The sequence below is a fragment of the Lysobacter sp. ISL-50 genome (assembly GCF_018612875.1).
In the GTDB taxonomy this organism is placed as follows: domain Bacteria; phylum Pseudomonadota; class Gammaproteobacteria; order Xanthomonadales; family Xanthomonadaceae; genus Lysobacter.
In genome coordinates this window covers 468-22809 of the sequence record NZ_JAGGRI010000013.1, presented here as the reverse complement: position 1 = coordinate 22809, position 22342 = coordinate 468, and the positions used below count along the sequence as shown (strand labels likewise).

19 protein-coding genes and 1 pseudogene are annotated in these 22342 nt (G+C 67.4%); 11 read left to right on the top strand and 9 right to left on the bottom strand.

The features are described from left to right. Positions 1–205 precede the first annotated feature (205 nt). Positions 206–754: an inorganic diphosphatase gene (ppa, locus tag J7J50_RS08360; RefSeq protein ID WP_215055643.1), complete on the bottom strand. Its 549-nt coding sequence runs from the start codon at positions 752–754 to the stop codon at positions 206–208. Between the two features lie 334 nt (positions 755–1088). Between ppa and J7J50_RS08355 the strand changes: the two genes are divergently transcribed. The 4 genes from J7J50_RS08355 (at position 1089) to J7J50_RS08340 (ending at position 5259) form a co-directional block, all read left to right on the top strand. Continuing rightward, entirely contained in the window at positions 1089–2084 is a 996-nt protein-coding gene (locus J7J50_RS08355) for a sterol desaturase family protein (RefSeq protein ID WP_215055642.1), read from the top strand. Next, positions 2081–2581 carry a discoidin domain-containing protein gene (locus tag J7J50_RS08350; protein ID WP_215055641.1) on the top strand — a complete coding sequence of 167 codons (501 nt, stop codon included), beginning with the start codon at positions 2081–2083 and terminating at the stop codon, positions 2579–2581. Before J7J50_RS08355 ends, J7J50_RS08350 begins: the two co-directional genes overlap by 4 nt. Before the next feature lie 132 nt (positions 2582–2713). Continuing rightward, positions 2714–4252: a M91 family zinc metallopeptidase gene (locus tag J7J50_RS08345; RefSeq protein ID WP_215055640.1), complete on the top strand. Its 1539-nt coding sequence runs from the start codon at positions 2714–2716 to the stop codon at positions 4250–4252. Between the two features lie 449 nt (positions 4253–4701). After that, entirely contained in the window at positions 4702–5259 is a 558-nt protein-coding gene (locus tag J7J50_RS08340; RefSeq protein WP_215055639.1) for a hypothetical protein, read from the top strand. 91 nt (positions 5260–5350) lie between these two features. On the opposite strand, the gene J7J50_RS08335 is transcribed toward J7J50_RS08340, so the two are convergent. The 3 genes and pseudogenes from J7J50_RS08335 to J7J50_RS08330 form a co-directional block, all read right to left on the bottom strand. Next, positions 5351–6310, bottom strand: coding sequence for a prolyl oligopeptidase family serine peptidase (locus tag J7J50_RS08335; RefSeq protein WP_215055638.1), 960 nt, complete (start codon positions 6308–6310; stop codon positions 5351–5353). Positions 6311–6765: 455 nt separating this feature from the next. Further along, positions 6766–7224, bottom strand: a complete 459-nt coding sequence (locus tag J7J50_RS24745) for an OmpA family protein (protein ID WP_251044014.1) — start codon at positions 7222–7224, stop codon at positions 6766–6768. 45 nt (positions 7225–7269) lie between these two features. Further along, a pseudogene (locus J7J50_RS08330) lies at positions 7270–9294 on the bottom strand (sodium-translocating pyrophosphatase); the annotation flags it as partial. Between the two features lie 620 nt (positions 9295–9914). Between J7J50_RS08330 and J7J50_RS08325 the strand changes: the two are divergent. Continuing rightward, positions 9915–10106 (top strand): hypothetical protein, encoded by a 192-nt coding sequence (locus J7J50_RS08325; protein ID WP_215055636.1) that lies wholly within the window; start codon positions 9915–9917, stop codon positions 10104–10106. 192 nt (positions 10107–10298) lie between these two features. Beyond that, the gene (locus tag J7J50_RS08320; protein WP_215055635.1) at positions 10299–10832 is read left to right on the top strand and encodes a hypothetical protein; all 534 of its coding nucleotides are present in this window, start codon (positions 10299–10301) and stop codon (positions 10830–10832) included. 77 nt (positions 10833–10909) lie between these two features. On the opposite strand, the gene J7J50_RS08315 is transcribed toward J7J50_RS08320, so the two are convergent. The 4 genes from J7J50_RS08315 to J7J50_RS08300 form a co-directional block, all read right to left on the bottom strand. After that, positions 10910–11719, bottom strand: coding sequence for a hypothetical protein (locus tag J7J50_RS08315; protein ID WP_215055634.1), 810 nt, complete (start codon positions 11717–11719; stop codon positions 10910–10912). 221 nt (positions 11720–11940) lie between these two features. Beyond that, positions 11941–12405 carry a VOC family protein gene (locus J7J50_RS08310; protein WP_215055633.1) on the bottom strand — a complete coding sequence of 155 codons (465 nt, stop codon included), beginning with the start codon at positions 12403–12405 and terminating at the stop codon, positions 11941–11943. A gap of 474 nt (positions 12406–12879) precedes the next feature. Continuing rightward, positions 12880–13788: a helix-turn-helix domain-containing protein gene (locus J7J50_RS08305; RefSeq protein WP_215055632.1), complete on the bottom strand. Its 909-nt coding sequence runs from the start codon at positions 13786–13788 to the stop codon at positions 12880–12882. Between the two features lie 9 nt (positions 13789–13797). After that, a complete protein-coding gene (locus J7J50_RS08300; RefSeq protein WP_215055631.1) occupies positions 13798–15102 on the bottom strand; it encodes a 6-phosphofructokinase in 1305 nt (434 codons plus the stop codon). Positions 15103–15286: 184 nt separating this feature from the next. Between J7J50_RS08300 and J7J50_RS08295 the strand changes: the two genes are divergently transcribed. The 3 genes from J7J50_RS08295 (at position 15287) to J7J50_RS08285 (ending at position 18220) form a co-directional block, all read left to right on the top strand. Continuing rightward, a complete protein-coding gene (locus J7J50_RS08295; protein WP_215055630.1) occupies positions 15287–15865 on the top strand; it encodes an adenylate kinase in 579 nt (192 codons plus the stop codon). Positions 15866–16115: 250 nt separating this feature from the next. Next, positions 16116–17495 carry a UDP-N-acetylmuramate:L-alanyl-gamma-D-glutamyl-meso-diaminopimelate ligase gene (gene mpl / locus J7J50_RS08290; protein ID WP_215055750.1) on the top strand — a complete coding sequence of 460 codons (1380 nt, stop codon included), beginning with the start codon at positions 16116–16118 and terminating at the stop codon, positions 17493–17495. A gap of 134 nt (positions 17496–17629) precedes the next feature. Further along, on the top strand, positions 17630–18220 hold the full coding sequence (locus J7J50_RS08285) for an LON peptidase substrate-binding domain-containing protein (RefSeq protein WP_215055629.1): 591 nt from the start codon (positions 17630–17632) through the stop codon (positions 18218–18220). Here J7J50_RS08285 and J7J50_RS08280 read toward each other — a convergent pair. Next, entirely contained in the window at positions 18196–20241 is a 2046-nt protein-coding gene (locus tag J7J50_RS08280) for a bifunctional DedA family/phosphatase PAP2 family protein (protein ID WP_215055628.1), read from the bottom strand. The genes J7J50_RS08285 and J7J50_RS08280 overlap by 25 nt on opposite strands. A 193-nt stretch (positions 20242–20434) precedes the next feature. Here J7J50_RS08280 and J7J50_RS08275 point away from each other — a divergent pair, with 193 nt between their 5' ends. Then, positions 20435–21097, top strand: a complete 663-nt coding sequence (locus tag J7J50_RS08275; protein WP_215055627.1) for a serine/threonine protein kinase — start codon at positions 20435–20437, stop codon at positions 21095–21097. A 156-nt stretch (positions 21098–21253) separates the two neighbouring features. Then, on the top strand, positions 21254–22072 hold the full coding sequence (locus J7J50_RS08270; RefSeq protein ID WP_215055626.1) for an NAD(P)-dependent oxidoreductase: 819 nt from the start codon (positions 21254–21256) through the stop codon (positions 22070–22072). The last annotated feature ends 270 nt before the right edge of the window (positions 22073–22342 follow it).

The window sequence follows — 22342 nt, the reverse complement described above, 5'->3', positions numbered from 1 at the left end:
GGGAGAGGGGCAGTAGTTGTAACGCCGCCCACTCGCGGTCTCCCTACCCATACGATGTGGACAGAAAGTGCCTTCGACGTTCGACCGTGAGATCGGTCGCAATTCGCAAGACGCCCAAGCCGCGCAGCAGTCGGCGCGCGGCGAAAAAAAAGGCCGCCCATCGGGGCGGCCCTTTTGCATCCGGTCGTGCGATGCGGCGAATCGATCAGAAATTCGGCTTGTCGGCCTCGGCCGCGTAGCGCTCGATCGACTCCACCAGGATCTTCTTGGCTTCCTCGGCGTTGCCCCAACCGTCGAGCTTCACCCACTTGCCCTTCTCCAGGTCCTTGTAGTGCTCGAAGAAGTGGCCGATGCGCTCGAGCCAGTGCGGGCTGACCTGGTCGATGTCGTTGATGTGGCTGTAACCGGCGAAGACCTTGTCCACCGGCACGGCCAGGATCTTTTCGTCGCCGCCGGCCTCATCGACCATGCGCAGCACGCCGACCGGGCGGCAGCGGATCACCGAGCCGGGGATCAGCGGCAGCGGCAGCACCACCAGCACGTCGGCCGGGTCGCCGTCGCCGCAGACGGTGTGCGGGACGTAGCCGTAATTGCAGGGGTAGCGCATCGGGGTCGAGAGGATGCGGTCGACGAAGATCGCGCCGGAGGCCTTGTCGACCTCGTACTTGACCGGCTCGGCGTCCTTCGGGATTTCGATGATGACGTTGAGCTCGTGCGGCGGGTTCTTGCCGGTGGGAACGAGGTCCAGACCCATGTGTGCTCCGACTGCTGAGGCCCGCGCAGGTGCGGGCCGGATGAAAGAAAGGGGTGCGCCATTCTACGCGGCCGGCTGTTGCATTGCAGCACGCGGGGACGGGCGGACTGGAGCGGCCCCGGCCGGCGCGTAAACGTCCAATCGGCGGCAAAGCCCGGTCTTCATGCTGCGATCGGCGGCGAAACGCGCGGTCGAGCGCCGTAGTCCGACGCCACCCTGGGAGGCGTCCAAAAAACGCAAACCCGCCGTCCAACGCCCGCGCGACCGCTTGCTTGCCGGCGGCCGTCCCGGCTGTCTATCCTCGATTTAGATCGATATAAATCCGGGAGCGGCGATGCAGTGGTGGGGGCATGTCCAGCAGGAGTTGGTCGGCTTTTTCGGCCTGGGCGCATTGCTGGAGCTGTTGGCCGAGCGCGGCTACCGGGCCCTGCTCAGCGCCGACGGCGCGGCGGCGCTGCTGTATCCGGTGATCCCGGTCCTGCTGGTCTATGAGCTGCTGCGCACCATCGCCCATCGCCAGTTCAAGCTCGAGGACTACAAGCTCCCGTTCCTGACCATGCTGGCCAACCGGCTGATCTCGGCCTTCCTGACCTTCGGCGTGGTCACGCTATGTATCGGCCTGTTGCAGCCGTATGCGCCGTTCCAGGTCGGCATCGGCGTGCCGGGGCTGATCTACGGCTATCTGGTCTGGGAGTTCGCGCACTTCGTCTACCACTACCTCGCGCACAAGGTGCGGCTGCTGTGGTGCCTGCATTCGACCCATCACGCGCCGGTGGCGATGAATCTGTCCGTCAACTACGCGCACTTGTTCCTGGAAGCGCCGTACGCGGACCTGATCCGCACCAGCATCTGCATCCTGGCCGGCGTCGAGCCGCCGCTGTTGCTGCTGATCATGTTCATCGACGGCCTGTGGGGGCAGTTCATCCATCTGGGCGAACACGCGCTCAAGGACGGACGCCTGGGATTCCTGCACCGGATCATCCTCACGCCCGCGCATCACCGCGTGCATCACGCGCGCAACGTGGTCTACATGGACACCAATTTCTGCAATCTGCTCAACGTCTGGGACCGCGTGTTTCGCACCTATCAGCCGCAGCGCGAAGACGTGCGCATCGAATACGGCATCACCCGGCCGATGAAGCCCGGCAGTTTTCTCGACGCCTACCTGGGCGAGTTCCACGCCTTGGGCCGCGATATCGCCAAGGCGCCGGGACTGAAGAACAAGTTGTTGTATCTGCTGATGCCGCCGGGGTGGAGCCACGACGGCGACCACAAGACGGCTGAGGCGAGCAAGCGTGCGTGGTTGGCGCAGCAAAGGGCATCGGTATGAATCGTTGGTGCGGGTGGGGCGTGGCGGTGAGTCTGGTTTTGCTGGGGTGGTCGGCGCAGGCCTTGGAGCCGGCGCGGGTCAACGTGGCCTTGCACCGTCCTACCACGGGCTCGGCGATCTGCAAGCCCGGCGAGGAAGCGCAGAAAGCGGTCAACGGCTTGCTCGCCAGCAAGACCCACGACAAGTTCTGCTCGCTGGAGCGGCCGGCGTGGCTGCAGGTGGATCTGCAATCGCTGCGCACGCTGCACGGCTTCACGGTCAAGCACGCGCAGGCCGGCGCGGAACCGGCCTCGATGAACACCCGCGCCTTCGCCCTGTCGGTGTCGAGCGACGGCGCGACGTGGCGGCAGGTGGTGAAGATCGACGACAACGTCGAAGGCGTCAGCACGCACCGCATCGCACCGGTGCGGGCGCGCTACGTGCGCCTGGACGTGAGCCAGCCCGCGCAGGACCCGGCCGATCCGGCCACGCGGATTTACGAACTGGAAGTCTGGTAACCCGCGCCGCCGGCCCGTGCCGGCCGCGGACCGACCCTGGTGCCGACCCTAGCTTGGGTACGCCCTAGCTTGGATGCGGCCATACGTCTGCGTATCTATGGAGCCTCGAACTCCGTCCATCGCAGGTCCGACATGTCCGTACAGCTCGATGCCACCCGTCCCGCGCCGCCCCCGGCCGACAGCTACTGGGACAACCCGGCCGCCAACGACCCGAGCCGTCTGCTCGATCCGCAGCCGCCAGTGACCGCCGATCCGGCCGCCTTGCTGGCGCCGGCGCAAAGCGCGGCGGCGGGCGATGCGGTCCGGATCGAGGGCACCGACACCAATCCGCAACAGCGCAGCCAGGGCAGCACGCCCGACGGCAAGACCGTGCAGATCGATCCGCTGCATCAGGGCACCGAAGTCTCGATCGCGCGCGAGCAGACCCTGGCCGATGCCGGCGGCGGCCGCACCTACGTCAGCACCGACCAGGTGGTGCTGAGCACCGGCGCGAAGAACGACGACGTGCAGATCACCCAGCGCGACGACGGCACCCTTGATGTCGGCGTCAACGGCGAGAAATACGAAGTACGCCTGGGCGAAAATCAGGAGCTCACCATCCGCAGCGGCGCCGGCAACGACACCATCAACGTCGCCTCCAACGTCAAGGTCAATATCGTCGTCGATGGCGGCGCGGGCGACGACAAGATCGCCACCGGCGCCGGCGCCGATCGCATCGACGGCGGCCTGGGCAACGACGACATCAGCACCGGCGCCGGCCGCGACGATGTGTTCGGCAACAGCGGCGACGACCGCCTCGACGCCGGCAGCGGCGACGACGTGGTCTATGGCGGCGACGGCGTCGATCGCCTGGCCGGCGGCGACGGCGTGGACTTCCTGGAAGGCGGCAAAGGCAGCGACACGCTCGACGGCGGCGCCGGCAAGGACATGCTGTCCGGCGGCCTGGACGACGACACGCTGCGCGGCGGCGAAGGCGACGACGCGGTCTACACTGGCGCGGGCAAGGACACGGTCGATAACCAATCCGGCACCGACACCGTCTACGCGCAGACCGCGGCCGATCTGATCAACGCCGCGAGCGGCGCCAAGAACACGGTCATCAACGTCGAGATCAGCTCCAGCAAGGGCGTGAGCATCGAAGGCTCGGATGCGTTCAAGCAGCGCGTCGGCGCCGAGATCGATTTCCTGCGCAGCTCGCCGAACGGGCAGCAGATGCTGGCCGAATTCGACAAGGCCGCCGCGCGCGGCAACACCGTGACCATCAAGGAACTGGCCAACGAACAAAACGGCTACGCCCAGACCTTCAGCAACGACGCCGACATCGTCAACGGCAAGCCGGGCAAGGGCGGCGACGTGCAGATCAGCTACAACCCCTCGTTCCACATGGCCGAATTCCCGGCGCCGGTGGTGGTGCTGTATCACGAGATGTCGCATTCCTATAACGGCGTCAACGGCAGCTTCCAGCCGGGCACGTACCGCGGCACCGGTCCGGACAACGGCCAGGTGCCCAATGCCGAACGTCAGGCGGTGGGCCTGGAAACCAGCGCGCCGGCTTACGACTTCGACGGCGATCCGAGCACGCCCAAGACCACGGCCAATCCCGACCATCTGACCGAGAACGGCCTGCGCGGCGAACTCGGCTTGCCGGACCGGCCGAGCTACTCGCTCTGAGCACAGCCGCAGCGAAGTCTTTTGTAGGAGGGGCTTCAGCCCCGATGCTTTCCTTTCAGATCGCCGCATCGCACCGAACAGCATCGGGGCTAAAGCTCCCTCCCACAGCAGGCCCCCCGAGGTCTTTTGTAGGAGGGGCTTCAGCCCCGATGCTTTCCTTTCAAATCGCCGCATCGGACCGAACAGCATCGGAGCTAAAGCTCCCTCCCACAGCAGGCCCCCGAGGTCTTTTGTAGGAGGGGCTTCAGCCCCGATGCTTTCCTTTCAGATCGCGGTGTCGGACCGAACAGCATCGGGGCTGAAGCCCCTCCTACAAAAACAGTACCGTTTCCCTTTATCCGAGTCGCGGTATGAAACTTAAAAAATCTGCATCCCGTTTCCCCATCGCGTTGCTCGCCGCAGTCGCGGCAGCCTCGTCTCCCTGTTTCGCCGCGGAGCCCGGCCGAACCATGTCTGCTTCCACCCATGCCTCACCGGCCGCCGCGGCGAAAACCCAGGTGCAAGGGCAGGGCGCCGAGCTGTCCGCATCCTTCGCCTACGATCCAACCAAGCGCGTGCTGCGCGTGGACTACCGAGTGCGCAACACCGGCGCGCAGGCGCTGGCGGTGTTCGATCGCGGTAATCGCCATGCCGTCGCGAGCGGCCGGCAGAGCGCCGGCGCGATCGCCGCGCCGACATTGCGCAGCGTCGGCGACGATATCGTGCTCGAACACATCGCCTTGCCGTTGCCGCGCCCGGCGCCGGTATCGCCGCCCGCGCCGCTGGCGGCGAAGCTCGCGGCGGGCGCGCAATCCAACGGGCATTTCGAATTCGCGTTGCCCGTTCTGCAGGCGCCGAAGCGATTGCGTTGGTGCCTGGGCGTGGCCGCGTTCGCCGATGCCGATTTCAATTCACCGGAACAGGTCGGCGATGTCGAACTCTGGCGCGCATCGTTCGCCGTGGTCGAACGTCAGCAGACCCTGTGCACGCCTTGGTTCGATGTCGCGCGCATGGCTTTTGAATCTTGAAGCCCGTAAGGGCGCCGCGCCTTGCGACAGGCGCGGAACGTGAGCGCAGTGGCCGCGCTCACGCATAGTCCGAGCGATCGGCCGCGGTCGCTTACGGAAGCAACTGCGAAAGCTCCGCCTCGCTGAACCCGATATCGCTGCGCTCGCCGCGATCGGCGATGATTTTCTTCGCGATCAACTCGTTGGCCGGCGCCAACGTGCTGAAGTGGGTCGCGCGCGGGATCAGGAAATACTTCGCCTGCGGGCTTTGATTGAGCTTGCGCAACAGCAGCAGGTCTTCGGTGTTGGCGTCGTGGTCGCCTTCGAACACGAACACCGGGCTGCGGATCGATGCGGTCCAATGCACCGGCGAGCGCAGGCGGATCGCCGCTTCGTTGTCCAGTGCGACCGGCAGCATGCCTTCGCCGTAGTCGGACACGTCCGCGACCGGGCCGAAGGCGAACACGCCGCGGAAACGCGGATCGGTTTCGGCGACCAGCAGCACCAGGGTGCCGCCGGTACTGTGCCCGCCCAGGTAAATGCGCCTGGGATCGACGAAATCGAGCTTGGCCAGATAATCGGCCGCGGCCAGGATGTCCTGTACTTCGCCGTAGAACGCTTCGCGCACCCCGGGGTTGTCGTTGCCGCCGCGCAGCGAGGGATACATCGTCACCACGCCGGCCTGGCGAAACGCCATCGCGCTTTGATCGTTGTCGCGCGACTGCGGCGTCCACGCGTCGCCGATGGTGTTGGAGTCGCCGCCGCTGATCCAGATGATCGCGGGATGCTTGCCCGGCTGCGCGGGACGCGGACTCAGATAGGCGGCCAACTCGCCGGCCGCGGCGGGATAGCGCACCAGATCGAGCGTGCCCGGCGGCGGCACCGGCACCGGCGTGCCGTCGCGTTGCTGGCGGATCAGCTGCGGATCGACCGAGGCGCGCGCCTGGGTGAGGGTTTTCGCTTCCATGTCCGCGTTCGAAGCCGCGCCCGACGGGTTCGCATCGACGCCAGAGCGCGAGCAGCCGCCGGCGATCAGCGCGAACATCAACAGCCATCCATAGTTCGTTTTCATCGAGTCCTTCCTGTGAGCCCCGTGATGAATGCGGGCGTTGAGCCCGAATGACTCGGCGCAATCATAGCTACAACCTGCGCATGCTTCAGAATCTGTTGTAGGAGGGGCTTCAGCCCCGATGCTCTTTTTTCAGATCGCAGCGCCGGATCGAACAGCATCGGGGCTAAAGCTCCCTCCCACAGCAGATCCCCGAGGTCTTTTGTAGGAGGGGCTTCAGCCCCGATGCTCTTCTTTCAGATCGCAGCGCCGGATCGAACAGCATCGGGGCTAAAGCTCCCTCCCACAGCAGATCCCCCGAGGTCTTTTGTAGGAGGGGCTTCAGCCCCGATGCTCTTCTTTCAGATCGCAGCGCCGGATCGAACAGCACCGGAGCTAAAGCCCCCTCCCACAGCAACGCCGAAAACGAAAACGGCGGCCGAAGCCGCCGTCGTCGCATGCAGCTTGCGCCGCCGGTGTTACTCGACGGTGATCTCGACCCGACGCGCTTGCTTGGCGTCGCCGCCGCCGACAGCGATCGCCGGTTTGTCTAGGACGATGCGGTCGGCCACGATGCCCTGCGATTCGAGCCACTGCTGCACCGCCTGCGCGCGCTTCTTGGCCAGCTCCGCGTTGGTCGCGGCGCTGCCGGTTTCGTCGTGGAAGCCGGAGATGCGCGCCTTGGTGTTGGCGTCGTCCTTGAGCGCGGCGACCACGCCGGCCAGATCGGCTTCGGCATTGGCCGGCGGCTGCGACTTGCCGACGTCGAAGTAGAGCTTGGCGCTGCGCTGCGACAAGGCGGCGTCGCTGCCGCTCGCGTTCGCATCGCCGCTGGCGGCGGCCGAAGCGCTAGCATCCGGGGCCGGAGCTTCGGTCGCGGGCTCGCTGCCTACGTCGGACCCGACCGAGCTGTCGACCGGCGCGGTCAACGCCGGCATCGGCGGCGGCGCGCCGGCGTCGGACGCGTTCAGACCGCCGACCGGCAACAGCGGCACCAGCAGCAGCGCGACGATGTTGATGATCTTGATCAGCGGATTGATCGCCGGGCCGGCGGTGTCCTTGTACGGGTCGCCGACGGTGTCGCCGGTGACTGCGGCCTTGTGCGCCTCGGAGCCCTTGCCGCCGTGATGACCGTCCTCGATGTACTTCTTGGCGTTGTCCCAGGCGCCGCCGCCGGTGGTCATCGAGATGGCGACGAAGATGCCGGTGACGATGGTGCCGATCAACAGGCCGCCGAGCGCTTTCGGACCCAGCAGCAGGCCGATCACCACCGGCACCGCGACCGGCAGCAGCGAGGGCACGATCATTTCCTTGATCGCCGACTTGGTCAGCATGTCCACGGCTTTGTCGTACTGCGGCTTGCCGGTGCCTTCCATGATCCCGGGAATGTCGCGGAACTGACGCCGCACTTCCTCGACCACCGCGCCGGCCGCGCGGCCGACGGCTTCCATCGCCATCGCGCCGAACAGGTACGGAATCAGGCCGCCGATCAACAGGCCGATGATGACCATGTGGTCGGACAGATCGAAGTTGAACACCACGCCCGGATGCGCGGCCTGCAGGTTGTGCGTGTAATCGGCGAACAACACCAGCGCGGCCAGCGCGGCCGAACCGATCGCATAGCCCTTGGTCACCGCCTTGGTGGTGTTGCCGACCGCGTCCAGCGGATCGGTGATGGCGCGGATTTCCGGCGGAAGCTCGGCCATCTCGGCGATGCCGCCGGCGTTGTCGGTGATCGGGCCGTAGGCATCGAGCGCCACGATCATGCCGGCCATCGACAACATCGAGGTCGCGGCGATGGCGATGCCGTAGAGGCCGGCGAGGTAGTGCGAGCCCCAGATCGCCACGCACACCGCGATCACCGGCAGCGCGGTCGATTTCATCGACACGCCCAGGCCGGCGATGATGTTGGTGCCGTGACCGGTGGTGGAAGCCTGCGCGACATGCTTGACCGGCGCGTACTGGGTGCCGGTGTAGTACTCGGTGATCCACACGATCACGCCGGTGAGGATCAGGCCGATCAGCGCGCAGCCGTAGACGTTCATCGCGCCGAAGCTGGAATCGCGCATCAGCTCGGTGGTGATCGGATAGAACGCGATCGCCGCCAGCACCGCCGAGACGATCACGCCCTTGTACAGCGCGCCCATGATCGAGCCGCCGGTTTTCACCTTGACGAAGAACGCGCCGATGATCGAGGCGATGATCGACACGCCGCCGAGCACCAGCGGATACAGCACGCCGTTGCCGCCGACTTCGCTGGCCATCAGCGAGCCCAGCAGCATGGTCGCGATCACCGTCACCGCGTAGGTTTCGAACAAGTCCGCGGCCATGCCGGCGCAGTCGCCGACGTTGTCGCCGACGTTGTCGGCGATCACCGCCGGGTTGCGCGGGTCGTCCTCGGGAATGCCGGCTTCGACCTTGCCGACCAGGTCGGCGCCGACGTCGGCGCCCTTGGTGAAGATGCCGCCGCCCAGTCGGGCGAAGATCGAGATCAGCGAGGAACCGAACGCCAGGCCGACCAGCGCGTGCAGGGCTTTCTCGCCGCTGACGCCCATCTTGGCCAGCACCAGCCAGTAACCGGCCACGCCCAGCAGGCCCAGGCCGACCACCAGCATGCCGGTGATGGCGCCGCCGCGGAACGCCACGTCCATCGCCGGGCCCATGCCCTTGCGCGCGGCTTCGGCGGTGCGCACGTTGGCGCGCACCGATACGTTCATGCCGATGTAGCCGGCCGCGCCCGACAGCACCGCGCCGATCAGAAAGCCGATCGCGGTATGCCAGTTGAGGAAGATGCCGATCAGTACGAACAACACCGCGCCGGCGATGGCGATGGTGGTGTATTGGCGATTGAGATAGGCGCGTGCGCCTTCCTGGATCGCGCCGGCGATCTCCTGCATGCGTGCGTTGCCGGCGGGTTGAGCGCTGATCCAGCGCGCGGACACGATGCCGTAAAGGATCGCGATGACGGCGCAGCCTAGCGCCAGAATCAAACCGTACTGCTCCAGCATGAACCCCTCCCCGAGTTAGAAAGTGGACATCACAGGACAACGGATCGAGTTGTAAGCCGCGAATTCGCTCGTTGGCCGATGTGCCGTGGAATCGCGTCCCGCGCGCTGCGCGTGCTGCATTGCAGCGACGCCGTGCTGCGAACACGGCGTGGGCCGACTATGGCATAGGCACTGGGCCGACGAAACCACGCGCCGTTGACGCGCCGGGGCCGCGGAGACCTTCGATGCGGGCTTGCGACCCATGTCACGGAACCCGTCGGGTTTGTTCCCGACTCGATCCCGGCGCGGGCTTGACCTGCGTCTCTGCGCGGGAGTGGTTTGAGGCTGAATGCGTGGCCGGGACGCGGGTGCGCGCGCGGTCGCGCGGTCGGCCGCGCGAGCGTGCGCACCGGCGTCCACCCGCGCATGGCGGGCCGGTTTGACACTGCCGCGGCACGCGGCTTAGATCGCAGCGCGTGCCGCAAGGTCATGGAATCGCCACGACCGGCGCGGCGCGCGCCGCGGAGCGCTGCATCCGCGGCCGAGCGCCGGGCACCGAGTCGCGATGCGATCCGGCGCCCGCGCGCTTGAAGTGCAGGACAGGATGTTCCGTCGAACTTCAAACGATTGGGGAGAAACGAATGAGCAAGAAGCTGATCGCGGGCTGCGTGTTTTTGTTCGGCATGGGCCTGGGCGTGACCGCCTTCGCCGGTAGCGCGAGCATCACCCCGGAAATGGCGCAGTGCATCTACGAGTGCAAGCAGGGCGGCGGCACTCAGGCCTACTGCTGGGCCTGCTGCGTGCAGAAGCAGTGCCCGGTGCCGATCGACTGAGCCGTGCGCGCCGGCGGCCGCGACGTGCCGCCGGCTTTCGCCGCAGCCGCCAACGAGAAGGAGCCGTCATGCGCAGGAAATGGATCGTCGCTGGCCTCTTCGTTGCCGCGCGAACGCCCGCGCGGCTGGGGTGAAGTGACGGTTCAGCCGCTGCGTGCGAGGCTGCGTCGGCCTTGCGAACCGGAGCCGACGATGCGTTACGTCCCCGTCCTAGTCAGTGTCAGCCTGTTCAGCGCCCTGGCGTTGACCGCCGCCCCGGTGTCCGCCGCCGATCCGGCGCCCGAGATCAAGCGCGATGCCGCGGCGCCGGCTCAGCCGGTCGGCGAGGTGCGCACGCTGCGGCAGATTCCCGAAGCCTGCGCGCGCCTGGAGGGCGCGTTCACCGGCCAAGCCGCGCAGCCGTACAAATTCGCCGTTGTGCGCACCAGCCCCAATTGCCAGCCGCGCGCGCGTTTCGTCGATGCGGCCAAGGCGCAACCCTCCGTGGCCGGCGGCTGGTTGTTCAACGATCTGATCCGGGTCTCCAGCGCGGCCTGCGCGCAGCAACAGGCGGTGGTGCGGATCTGGCGCAAGCCGGCCGCGATCGCGCCGCCGACGCTGGACGCGCAAGGCAAGTCGCGCCTGTATCTGCAGGAAGAAAAAGAAAAGGCCGCGGCCAGCAAACTGGCGGCGGTGCCGATGTTCGCCGCGTCGATGACGGTGGAAGGCAAGGCCTGCGGCGGCTGAGCGCGGCGGCTTCCATGCTTCGATAAAGCAAGAGGGCCGCTTTCGCGGCCCTCTGCGTTTCTTGCGTAAGCGCCGGCTTACTTGATGCCGACGCAATCCTTGAGCTCGACCACGAAGTCGGTGTCGTTGTACTCATCGAAGGTGCCGGTGAGCTGGATCCGGTCGTTGGCGCGCAAGGTCAGCGCATAAGCCTTCTGGTTGGGCTGCAGCAGGCAGCGCACGCGCGTGGCGAACAGCTCGCGATCGCTGCCGGCCAAGCCCGGGATCAGCGAGGTGGTGGCCTGGAAGGTGACGTAGTAACGGCCGTTCTTGCCGTCGCTGACGCCAGCGTTGGAGCCCTTCACCGTGTACATGCGGCCCTTGTAGCGGTCGGCGACCACGGCGGCGTTTTCCTTCGCCTGCGCTTCGATTTCCCGCGCCAGGCGCGGCGCGTCGATCACGGTCGGCAGCGGCTTGGGCGCGGCGGCGCGCGAGGGCGCGGTCTTGCCCGGCTTGAGCGAGCCGATCATCTCGCAGATGCCTTTCTTGATTTCTTCCGTATGGCCGACCGAGGCCTTGCGCAGCTTCAGCGACGCGGTCACGGTGCCGCTGTTGTCGGCGGTGACCTGCAGCGGCAGCGGACGGCTCATCGCGGTGGACGGCTCTTCCAGCACCAGGGTGCCGGCGTTCAGGTCTTCGTCGAGCACGACCATGTTGCGCGCGATGCCCGCGTTGCGGACCTGGCCGATGGCGCTGGCCGCCGACAGACCGCTGACCTGGACCGAGGTGAAGTACTCGGTGCCGGTGATCATGTTGCCCTTCTTGACGAAATTGGTTTCGCACTGGCCGGCGACGGCCGAGACGGAAGGGATCAGCAGCACCAACGGAACCAGAAACTTGCCTTTCATGAAGGACTCCCTGTAATGATGAATCGTTGCGTCCCTGCGCTCTGATCCCGCACGAACGCCGACGGCGGCAGATTGCCGCAATCGGGTGGGCGATTCAACGTTTTTCGGTGGCTGTCCCGCCCCGCAGGGCGGGATTAGGCGACGCGGCGCACAGATGCGGCGACCGCCGGCCACGCGCCGCGGCGGGCCGGCCGGGCGCTATCGTCCGGCCCCGGCGGGCTTCAGTCGGACGCGGTTTCGGCGCCGGCGCAATCCGGGTCCAGGGCGTAGCGGCGCTGCATTTCCTCCGGCGCCAGGGCCTCGATGCTGTGGCCGATGTTCCAGCGATGGCCGAACGGATCGATCACCGTGCCCGAGCGTTCGCCGTAGAAATGATCGCGCGGCGCCATGGTCAGCCGCGCGCCGGCGGCGACCGCGCGGGCGACGGTGTCGTCGGCGTCGTCCACGTGCAGATGCAGGGTGTGGCTGTGGCCGCCCTGAGGCTGCGGGCGGCGGATGTCCACTTCGGGAAATTCCTCGCACAGCATCAGGGTGGTGCCGCCCAGGTCGAGCTCGACATGGCCGATGCGCCCGCCCGGTTCGACCAGGCGGAACTTCTCGCTGGCCTCGAACACCTTGCAGTAGAACTCGACCGCGGCCTGGGCGTCGGCCACGCACAGGTAGGAGAACAATTCGTGGACGGCCATGAAGGGGCTCCGTGTGGGAAGTGAGCGCGAGTCTGCGGTGTCGTTGGCGCTGTGGATTGGACGAAATTTACCGGGTGTGGGAGAGGCGGCTTTTTGTAGGAGGGGCTTTCAGCCCCGATGCTTTCCTTTCAGATCGCGGTGTCGGACTGAACAGCATCGGGGCTGAAGCTCCCTCCTACAAAAGACCTCGAAGTTTCTCGCGGGAGGGGCGGCTTTTTGTGGGAGGGGCTTCAGCCCCGATGCTTTTCTTTCAGATCGCGGTGTCGGACCGAACAGCATCGGGGCTGAAGCTCCCTCCTACAAAAGACCTCGAAGTACTCGCGGGAGGGGTGGCTTTTTGTGGGAGGGGCTTCAGCCCCGATGCTTTTCTTTCAGATCGCGGCGTCGGACCGAACAGCATCGGGGCTGAAGCTCCCTCCTACAAAAGACCTCGAAGTTTCTCGCGGGGGAGGGGCGGCTTTTGTGGGAGGGGCTTCAGCCCCGATGCTTTCGGCTCAAATCGCCGCACCCCACCGGCAAGTGATGCGCCGAAGCCGCCCCCGCCGCCAGATACTCGCTCGGACTCACCCCGGCGAAGCGGCGGAACTCGCGGATCAGATGCGACTGATCGAAATACCCCGCATCCACCGCCAACTGCGCCCACTGCGGCCGCGGCGTCGCCGATAACGCGGCGAGCAGACGCTTGAAACGCAACACCCGCGCATAACGCTTCGGCGCCAGGCCGGCAAGATCGCGGAAACCGGCGATGAAGCAGCGATGGCTGCGGCCACTGGCCCGGGCCAGCGCGGCGATGCGCAAGTCGTCGTCGTCATCTTCATCGACGACGATCGCTTCCAATCGCGCCGCTGCCTGCAACGCCGGCGCGCTGCGCTGCAGACTGCTCACCGCCTGCGCGATCTGCGGGTCGAGCCCGCGCACCGGCCGCAGTTGCGCGTGCAGGAAGCGTTCGAACAAGGCATGGCGGCGACGCGGATCGGCGCAGGCGGACAGGCGTTCGTACAAGTCGTCGGCGCGTGCGCCGCACAACGCACGCAGATCGACGTGGCGGCCTTCCAACTCGGCCGCCGACACCCCGAACAGCGCCAGCGCCGCGCCCGGGCGCAGCACCGCGCCCACCGACGCGGCCGGCAACGAGGTGTCCTTGATGCAGTACGAAGCCCGGACACCCGCCACCACCGCCGCCGAATAATCGCGTCCGACCCGATCGTCCGCATCCGCGTACAACCGCAGCGGTGGCCCGTCGAGCCGGATCGCCAGATGCATCGATCCGCTCGGCAGCGAATGCTCGCGCGCATGCGCCGGCGCCGCGTCGGCGCGCGCGCTGACCCAGACCTGTTCGATCCAGGGCCGCAGGGGCGGCAGCAGCGGCGCGCGGCTGGACACGGCCGACGCTCAGCCCTCGAACGGCGGCAGCTTGGGTTTCACCGCGGTGTTCTTCAGTGTCACGTACTGCGGCAGACCGTCGCGCCCGTACGGCGGCGGCGCTTCGCCGCGGATCAGCGGCTCCAGGTATTTGCGCGCGCTGGCGGTGATGCCGTAGCCGTCCTTGCGCAGGAACCCGGCCGGCATCTTCTTCTCGTGATTGGCCACCTTGTTCAGCGGCGCGGCTTCGATCTTCCAGCGGTACGGCGCGTCGGAGGTGCGCACGATCACCGGCATCACCGAGTTCATGCCCTTGAGCGCGAATTCGACCGCGGCCTTGCCGACCGCGCGCGCCTGTTCGACGTCGGTCTTCGACGCCACGTGCCGCGCCGAGCGCTGCAGATAGTCGGGCAGGGCCCAATGCACCTTGTAGCCCAGCGCGTCCTTGACCCGCCCGGCCAGATGCGAGGCGACGCCGCCCAGCTGGGTGTGGCCGAACGAATCCTTGCCGCCGCCGGCATCGGCGACGAAGCGGCCGTCGGCGGTCTGGATGCCTTCGCTGGCCACCACCACGCAGTAACCCACGCGCTCGACCGTGGCCTTCACCTTGGCGAAGAAATCCGCTTCCTGGAACGGCCGCTCCGGGAACAGGATCAGGTGCGGCGCGGCGTCCGGACCGTCGCCGGCCAGGCCGGCGGCCGCGGCCAGCCAGCCGGCGTGGCGGCCCATGGCCTCGTAGACGAAGACCTTGGTCGAGGTTTCGGCCATCGCCGCCACGTCCAGCGCGGCCTCGCGCACCGACACGGCCGTGTACTTGGCCGCCGAGCCGAAACCCGGGCAGCAGTCGGTCACGGCCAGATCGTTGTCCACGGTCTTGGGCACGCCGATGCAGGTCAGCGGGTAATCGAATTCGGCCGCCAGCTGGGAGACCTTGAGCGCGGTGTCGGCCGAATCGTTGCCGCCGTTGTAGAGGAACCAGCGCACGTCGTGGGCCTTGAGCACGGCCAGCAGGCGCTCGTAGCGGGCGCGGTCGGCGTCCAGCGATTTGAGCTTGACCCGGCACGAGCCGAACGCGCCGCCCGGGGTGTGGCCCAGGGCGCGGATCGCCGCGGCGGTTTCCTTGGAGGTGTCGATCAGCTCCTCGCGCAGCGCGCCGAGGATGCCGTTGCGGGCGGCCAATACCTTGACCCCGCGGGCGCGGGCGGTCTCGATCACCGCGGCGGCGGTGGCATTGATGACGGCGGTCACACCGCCGGATTGCGCGTAAAGCAGGTTTCCGGCGATCTTGCCCGAAGAGGGGCGGAGCGACTTTCTGGCGGGGGTTCCGGTCGGCATGGGAATTCCAGGATTGGCGCCGGTTTGCGGTAAGCTGACCGCAATATTTTGCCCGGCGGGTGGTTGGCAGCTTCGAGTGTAGCGCCGCCCCGCGGACTGGCCAGCCTCAAGCGCGGCCGGCGGGCCGGGTCCGTCGCCAGGGCGCACGGACGCCACGGTTTCATGTGTCTTAGGAGCGATGTTGATGCGATTGGTACTACTGGGCGCGCCCGGTTCCGGCAAGGGCACGCAAGCCACGCGGCTCAAGGAGCATCTGCAGGTGCCGCATATTTCCACCGGCGACCTGTTGCGCGGCGAAGTCGCCGCCGGCACCAGGCTGGGACTGGAAGCCAAGGCGGTGATGGATGCCGGCAACCTGGTCAGCGACGAAATCCTGCTGGGCATGCTCGAGGACCGCTTCTCGCGTCCCGACACCGCCGGCGGTTTCATCCTCGACGGCTACCCGCGCAATCTGGCCCAGGCCGATGCGATGGACGTGCTGCTGAAGAAGATCGGCCAGCCGATGGACTTCGCCGTGCAGCTGGAAGTGCCGATCGAACTGCTGGTCGAGCGCATCGCCGGCCGCGCCGCCGAGCAGGGCCGCAAGGACGACAGTCCGGACGCGGTCCGCACCCGTCTGAAGGTCTACGACGAAGTCACCGCGCCGGTCATCGAGTACTACCGCCAGCATGGGCGCCTGACCGTGGTCGATGGCGTGGGGTCGCTGGATGAGGTGTTTACCCGGATTGTCGAGGCGTTGTCGCCGGCTCCGGTTGTGGGCTGATTGGCTTTTCTCCCTCTCCCGTTTACGGGAGAGGGGTGGGGTGAGGGCCCGACGGCCTTCCCCGTGTACGTCGTCGATCGTCTGGAATTCGCGCTGAGTATCGAAGGCTGGCTCGTTGCGGGATGATGAGTTCGCTGTCGGTTGACTTGCGCGCGCCCTCACCCCATCCCTCTCCCGCTAGCGGGAGAGGGGGAGTCGGCGCCAGCGGGAATCGCTACGTTGAGCATTCGCTGTTAATCCAGGACTTCGGATCTTGAAGCTACATATCTTGGGCATCGCCGGTACTTTCATGGGCGGCGTCGCCGCGCTCGCGCGCGAACTCGGCCATGCAGTCGAAGGCAGCGACCAGGCGGTGTATCCGCCGATGTCCACCCAGCTCGAACAACTCGGCATCGCCCTGCAGCAGGGCTACAAACCCGAGCACATTTCCGCCGATTGCGACGAAATCGTGGTCGGCAATGCGCTCTCGCGCGGCAATCCCGCGGTCGAGCAAGTCCTCGACGACGGCCGCAAATACACCTCCGGCGCGCAGTGGCTGTCCGAGCGAGTACTGCCGGGCCGCGACACGCTCGCCGTCGCCGGCACCCACGGCAAGACCACGACCACCAGCATCCTCACCTGGCTGCTTGAAGCCGCCGGCCGCAAGCCCGGCTTCCTGATCGGCGGGGTGGCGGAGGACTTCGGCGTGTCCGCGCGCATCGGCGCGGGCCGCGAGTTCGTGGTCGAGGCCGACGAATACGACACCGCGTTCTTCGACAAGCGCAGCAAGTTCGTCCACTACCGGCCGCTGGTGGCGATCCTCAACAATCTGGAATACGACCACGCCGATATTTTTCCCGACGTGGCCGCGATCCAGCGCCAGTTCCATCACCTGGTGCGCACCGTGCCGCGTCGCGGACGCCTGATCGTCAACGGCGAGGACGAGCGCCTGAGCGAAGTGCTGGCGATGGGCTGCTGGACGCCGGTCGAGCGCTTCGGCCTGGAAGGCAAGGCCGGTTACGACTGGACCGCGCGCATGATCCACGAAGACGGCAGCGCCTTCGCCGTCGTGCATCGCGGCCGCGAGATCGGCGAAGTGCGCTGGCCGCTGCTCGGCCGCCACAACGTGATGAACGCGCTGGCCGCGCTCGCCGCCGCCAACGCGGTCGGTGTCGATGTGGCGACGGTGCTGCCGGCGCTGGCGGAATTCCGCAGCGTCAAGCGCCGGCTGGAAGTGATCGGCGAAACCGGCGGCGTCACCGTGTACGACGATTTCGCCCATCACCCGACCGCGATCGCGACCACGCTGGCCGGCTTGCGCGCGCGCGTGGGTTCGGCGCGGATCGTGGTGGCGATGGAGCCGCGCAGCAATTCGATGCGGCTGGGCGCGCATTCCGAAGCGTTGGCGCCGTCGTTGAACGATGCCGACGCGGTGGTGTTTCTGCATCGCCCCGAATTGGCCTGGGACGCGGGCAAGGTCGTGGGCGGATTGCGCGGCGAAGGCGTCACCGTGCCCGACGCCGATGCGCTGATCGCGGCGTTGCGCGAACGCGCGCGCGCGGGCGACCACGTCGTGTTCATGTCCAACGGCGGCTTCGACGGCGCGCCGCGCCGGTTCTTCGCCGCCTTGCGCGAATCGCCGGCGCGCTGACGATCGTTTCGTCGCGGGCCACGCGCCCGCCGCCATCGGCGACCGCATCGCCCGACTCGGTCTGCGATGCCGGTCGCAGGCTCCGCTGTCGCGACCGGCTGGGTGAGCGCGCGCCTCGCGGTTACACTGCGGCCATGTCCGCCGACACCGCCGCCGCCGAGACGTTGGGACTGTTCCCCTTGCACACCGTGCTGCTGCCGGGCGGCTCGCTGGGCCTGCGCGTATTCGAACGCCGCTATCTGGATCTGGTGCGCGAATGCGGCCGCCAGGGCCGCGGCTTCGGCGTGTGCCTGATCATCGACGGCAGCGAAGTCGGCAACCCGGCATCGGCCGCGGCCTACGGCACCGAGGCCTTGATCGAAGACTTCGGCACCGGCGACGACGGCCTGCTGACCTTGCGCGTGCGCGGCGCGCGCCGCTTCCACGCCAGCCGCGTGCGCGTGCGCGACAACGGCCTGCAGGTCGCCGAAGTGCAGTGGTGCGCCGGCGACGGCGAGGAAATCGTAAGGCCGCAGCATTCGCTGCTGGTGACCTTGCTCGAAAGCCTGTTGGAACAAGCCGGCGGCGAACACGCCAAGGCCCCGCATTCGTGCATGGACGACGCGGCCTGGGTCGGCTGGCGCTTGGCCGAACTGTTGCCGCTGTCGTTGCCGCAACGGCAGATGCTGTTGCAGATGGACGATCCGCACCTGCGCCTGGATCAGTTGCTGGCGCTGTTGCCCTGAGGTTGGGCCGAGGCGGGCGCATCGCCCGGCGGCCGATACTGCGAACGCACTCGCAACACCTCCACGCCGTTCTTCGGATGCGCCTGCTGGATCATGGTGAAACCGGTCAGGGCATGGCGCACCTGCGCGTGCGCGTTGCCGTCGTCGGATTGCGGCAGCCACAGCGCCGCCGCGCCGAAGGGCTGGTTGAGGCGCAGGGTCTGGGTGGTGCCGATCCACAGCGGCGTGCCGTCGGACAATACCGACGGCGCCGGCCACAGGCGCAGCGCGTATTGCACGTCGGGCGTCGGGCCGTCGCGCAGCATCAACAGCGATTCGGCCTGCGCGTCCAGCGTCGCCGGCAGGACGACTTGCTCGCGCGGCGGCGTGTCGTCGTCGAGCAGCGCGATGGTCGCCAGCCAGTCGGCCTGTTCCTGCACGCGCCAGCCGGCCGCTTCCAGACTCACGCGCAGCGGCGGCAACGGGCCGGCGATCTGGATGTCCAGCGGCCAGCGCCGGCGCGCGTCGCGTTCGTTGCGCTGCGCCGGCAGTTGCGTCCAGTCGCGTTGCCACCATTGCGCCGCGTCGAGCACCGTGGTCGGCGTGGCCGAAGCGAACTTGGCCAGCAGCGCATCGGCCGAACGCGGCGCATGCCACAAGGCCGCGATCACGAACACGCTGTAGAACAACCACGCCAGCGGCCGCATCCAGAACGAACGCGCCACGTGGCGGCGATAAGCGATGCCCAGCAGCAACAGCCAGACGATGCCGAACAAGGTGCCGCCGACCAGATCGCTGGGCCAGTGCGCGCCCAGATACAGCCGCGCGAATCCGACCAAGGTCGTGACCACGCCCGCCAGCAAGTACGGCCACACCCGTTGCCGTCCCGGCAGTTCGCGCGCGATCAGCACGGCGAAGAAGCCGAACACGATCGTGGTCATGGTGACCGCGACGGAAGGAAAGCCGAACCCGGCCGGCGCGGTCGGCGGACGCGGCATGTCGATGGCCGCTTCCAGCACCGAGGTCAGCACCAGGCCGAATACGATCGCGCCGACCCAATGCGCCGCGGCCATCCAGCGCCGGCGCCAGGCCAGATACGCCAGCACCGCGATCGACGCCGGCGCCAGCACCTGCAGATCGCCCAGGCCGGCGAGCGCGGCCATCATCCGGTCGGCGAGCGGATTGCGCAAAGTCCACATGAACTCGTGGACGGTGTGGTCGATCTGCAGCGGCCCGCCGCTGGCCAGCAAGGTGGCGAGCAGGGTGAACCAGATCCAGCTGATCGCCAGCAGGCATACCGCCAGCATCACCAGCGACGCCGATTCGGGCCGGTTCGGATCGATCAGCGCGGCGGCGTAACGGCCCAGGCGCGGATGCGCGCGGGTCCAGCGAAGCGCGCGCGCGAGCAGGTTGTCGGCGTGATTGGCGAACCAGCGCCAGGTGTAGAGCACGGTCGCCCACACCAGCGCGACCGCGACCACCAGACTGCCGAGCACCACCGCGAGCCGGTCGGCGACCGCCGCGACCGCGTCGTAGGACGCGCCCAGCACCCAGCCCGGGGCCAGGAACAGCGCCGACCAGCCGACGCAGGCGATCAGGCTGGGCAAGGCGTAGCGGCGCATCGGCATGCGCAGCATGCCGGCGATGGCCGGCACGAACGGACGGATCGCGCCGACGAAGCGGGCGATCAGAATGGCCTTGCTGCCGTTGCGGCGGAACAGATTCTCGCCGCGGTCGAGCCATTGCGGATATTTCGAGAACGGCCAGCGCTCGCGCAATTGCGGGCCCCAGCGGTGGCCGATGTAATAGCTCAGCCCGTCGCCGGCGAAGGCGCCCAGGGTCGAGCAGATCAGCGCGTACGGGCCGTTGATGTGGCCCAGGCCGACCAGCGTGCCGACCGCGAACAGCAACGGCAGCGCCGGCACCACGATGCCGAGGATGATGAGTGCATCGCAGAACGCGATCAGGAAGATCACGATGCCGGCCGCGATCGGATTGGCCGCGATCCATGCGGTCGCGCTTTCTAGCCAGGCTGAGTCCATCGGACGATTATAGGCAGGGCATTCTGTGGCGCGGGTGACTGGTGGGCGTGACTGAGGGCACGGGACAGGAGCGGGGCGAGGGGCGTGGACAGGGGCCCCTCTCCATGAATCGAGTCGCGGCGGGCCCGCGAGTTCCGCAGTCCCCACACCCTGCGTCCAATGCCCCCGACCGGGCCCGAAGTACACTTCCCCGATGTCCGACGTCAGTGAAATCGAAGTGGCCGCGCTGAAAGCCGACAGTTTCGGCCGCATCGCCTTGATGCGCGATGCCGGCGGCCTGTTCGTGCGCCGCGATCTGGCCCACGTGCCGCTGTGGCTGCGTCTGCCGGCCTGGTGGCTGGCGAGGCGCGAGGCCCGCGCGCTGCAGCAAGTGCGCGGATTGGAGGCGACGCCGCAGCTGTTGCGCTGGAACGGCCGCCGGCTCGATCGCAGCTATATGGAAGGCGCGGCCATGTACCAACGCCCGCCGCATGGCGATCTGGCCTATTTCCGGCTCGCCCGGCGCCTGTTGCAGCGCCTGCACCGGCGCGGCCTGGCGCATAACGATCTGGCCAAGGAAGCCAACTGGCTGGTGTTGGCCGACGGCACCCCGGCGATCATCGATTTCCAGCTCGCCGTGCGCGGCGACCCGCGCTCGCGCTGGATGCGCCTGCTCGCGCGCGAGGACCTGCGCCATCTGCTCAAGCACAAGCGCACCTACTGCGCGAACGCGTTGACGCCGGTGGAGCGGCGCGTGCTCAAGCGTCACTCGTGGGTGCGCGAAGCCTGGTTCGCGACCGGCAAGCCGGTATACCGCTTCGTGACCCGGCGCATCCTGCATTGGGAAGACAACGAGGGGCAGGGGCCTAAGCCCTGAGGGGCTGGGAATCGGGAATCGTTTAAAGCGGTAGCGTCGTCGATCTGATCTCGGCCAGAGGTCGGGATTGGGATTAGGATTGAGACGCTGCTTTTGCTTGACCGATTCCCGATTCCCGATTCCCGATTCTCGATTCCCCAATCACGGCCCAAACCCATGAGCACTCTGTCCGGCAAGACCCTTTTCATCACCGGCGCCTCGCGCGGTATCGGCCGCGAGATCGCGCTGCGCGCCGCGCGCGATGGCGCCAACATCGCGATCGCGGCCAAGTCCTCGGTCGCCAATCCCAAGTTGCCGGGCACCATCCACAGCGTCGCGGCCGAAGTCGCCGCCGCCGGCGGACGCGCGCTCGCGCTCAAGTGCGACATTCGCGAAGAAGACGAGGTCAACGCCGCGGTCGCGGCGACGGTGGACGCGTTCGGCGGCATCGACATCCTGGTCAACAACGCCAGCGCGATCTGGTTGCGCGGGACCCTGGACACGCCGATGAAGCGGTTCGACCTGATGCAGCAGGTGAATTCGCGCGGCAGTTTCCTGTGCGCGCAGGCATGTCTGCCGTATCTGCAGCAGGCGCCGAACCCGCACATCCTGACCCTGGCGCCGCCGCCGAGCCTGGAGGTGAAGTGGTGGGCGCAGCACACCGGCTACACCTTGGCGAAGATGGGCATGAGCTTCGTCACGCTGGGCCTGGCCGGCGAGTTCGGTCCAACCGGAGTGGCGATCAACGCCCTGTGGCCGAGGACCATCATCGCCACGGACGCTCTCAACCTGATCCCCGGCGTCCCGCTGGATCGTTGCCGCAAACCCGAAATCGTCGCCGACGCGGTGCACGCGGTGCTGGTGCGGCCGGCGAAGGACTTCTACGGTCATTTCCTGATCGACGAAGAGGTGTTGAGCGAGGCGGGGGTGACCGATTTCAGCAAGTACGCGGTCGATCCGGGCAAGCCGTTGCTGCCGGATTTGTTCTTGGATTGATGTAGCGTTTTTGCCGGCTGCATTTCGTTCCGGCAAATGGCGGAGCCTGCGTTGCAGTGGCTCTTGCCATAGCGCTTGCTAGTGCCAAGATTTTGCTCTGGCCTTGCTCTGGCCTTGCTCTGGCTTTTCTCTGCTCCGGCTTAGCTTTGCTTTTGCCGTTGCCCGGCGTCGCTAGTTACTCGCGAGACCAGGGACACCCGGAGGGCGGCGCACATGGACGTGCGCCGGGTCCCACCTTGGGCAGGATGCCCAATGTGGGACCTGCCTGCG

Excerpts from the sequence above, each read along its gene's own strand:
- ppa (WP_215055643.1), bottom strand. The coding sequence starts at position 754 with ATGGGTCTGGACCTCGTTCCCACCGGCAAGAACCCGCCGCACGAGCTC.
- J7J50_RS08355 (WP_215055642.1), top strand. The coding sequence starts at position 1,089 with ATGCAGTGGTGGGGGCATGTCCAGCAGGAGTTGGTCGGCTTTTTCGGC.
- J7J50_RS08350 (WP_215055641.1), top strand. The coding sequence starts at position 2,081 with ATGAATCGTTGGTGCGGGTGGGGCGTGGCGGTGAGTCTGGTTTTGCTG.
- J7J50_RS08345 (WP_215055640.1), top strand. The coding sequence starts at position 2,714 with ATGTCCGTACAGCTCGATGCCACCCGTCCCGCGCCGCCCCCGGCCGAC.
- J7J50_RS08340 (WP_215055639.1), top strand. The coding sequence starts at position 4,702 with ATGTCTGCTTCCACCCATGCCTCACCGGCCGCCGCGGCGAAAACCCAG.
- J7J50_RS08335 (WP_215055638.1), bottom strand. The coding sequence starts at position 6,310 with ATGAAAACGAACTATGGATGGCTGTTGATGTTCGCGCTGATCGCCGGC.
- J7J50_RS24745 (WP_251044014.1), bottom strand. The coding sequence starts at position 7,224 with ATGCCGGCGTTGACCGCGCCGGTCGACAGCTCGGTCGGGTCCGACGTA.
- J7J50_RS08325 (WP_215055636.1), top strand. The coding sequence starts at position 9,915 with ATGAGCAAGAAGCTGATCGCGGGCTGCGTGTTTTTGTTCGGCATGGGC.
- J7J50_RS08320 (WP_215055635.1), top strand. The coding sequence starts at position 10,299 with ATGCGTTACGTCCCCGTCCTAGTCAGTGTCAGCCTGTTCAGCGCCCTG.
- J7J50_RS08315 (WP_215055634.1), bottom strand. The coding sequence starts at position 11,719 with ATGAAAGGCAAGTTTCTGGTTCCGTTGGTGCTGCTGATCCCTTCCGTC.
- J7J50_RS08310 (WP_215055633.1), bottom strand. The coding sequence starts at position 12,405 with ATGGCCGTCCACGAATTGTTCTCCTACCTGTGCGTGGCCGACGCCCAG.
- J7J50_RS08300 (WP_215055631.1), bottom strand. The coding sequence starts at position 15,102 with ATGCCGACCGGAACCCCCGCCAGAAAGTCGCTCCGCCCCTCTTCGGGC.
- J7J50_RS08295 (WP_215055630.1), top strand. The coding sequence starts at position 15,287 with ATGCGATTGGTACTACTGGGCGCGCCCGGTTCCGGCAAGGGCACGCAA.
- J7J50_RS08285 (WP_215055629.1), top strand. The coding sequence starts at position 17,630 with ATGTCCGCCGACACCGCCGCCGCCGAGACGTTGGGACTGTTCCCCTTG.
- J7J50_RS08280 (WP_215055628.1), bottom strand. The coding sequence starts at position 20,241 with ATGGACTCAGCCTGGCTAGAAAGCGCGACCGCATGGATCGCGGCCAAT.
- J7J50_RS08275 (WP_215055627.1), top strand. The coding sequence starts at position 20,435 with ATGTCCGACGTCAGTGAAATCGAAGTGGCCGCGCTGAAAGCCGACAGT.
- J7J50_RS08270 (WP_215055626.1), top strand. The coding sequence starts at position 21,254 with ATGAGCACTCTGTCCGGCAAGACCCTTTTCATCACCGGCGCCTCGCGC.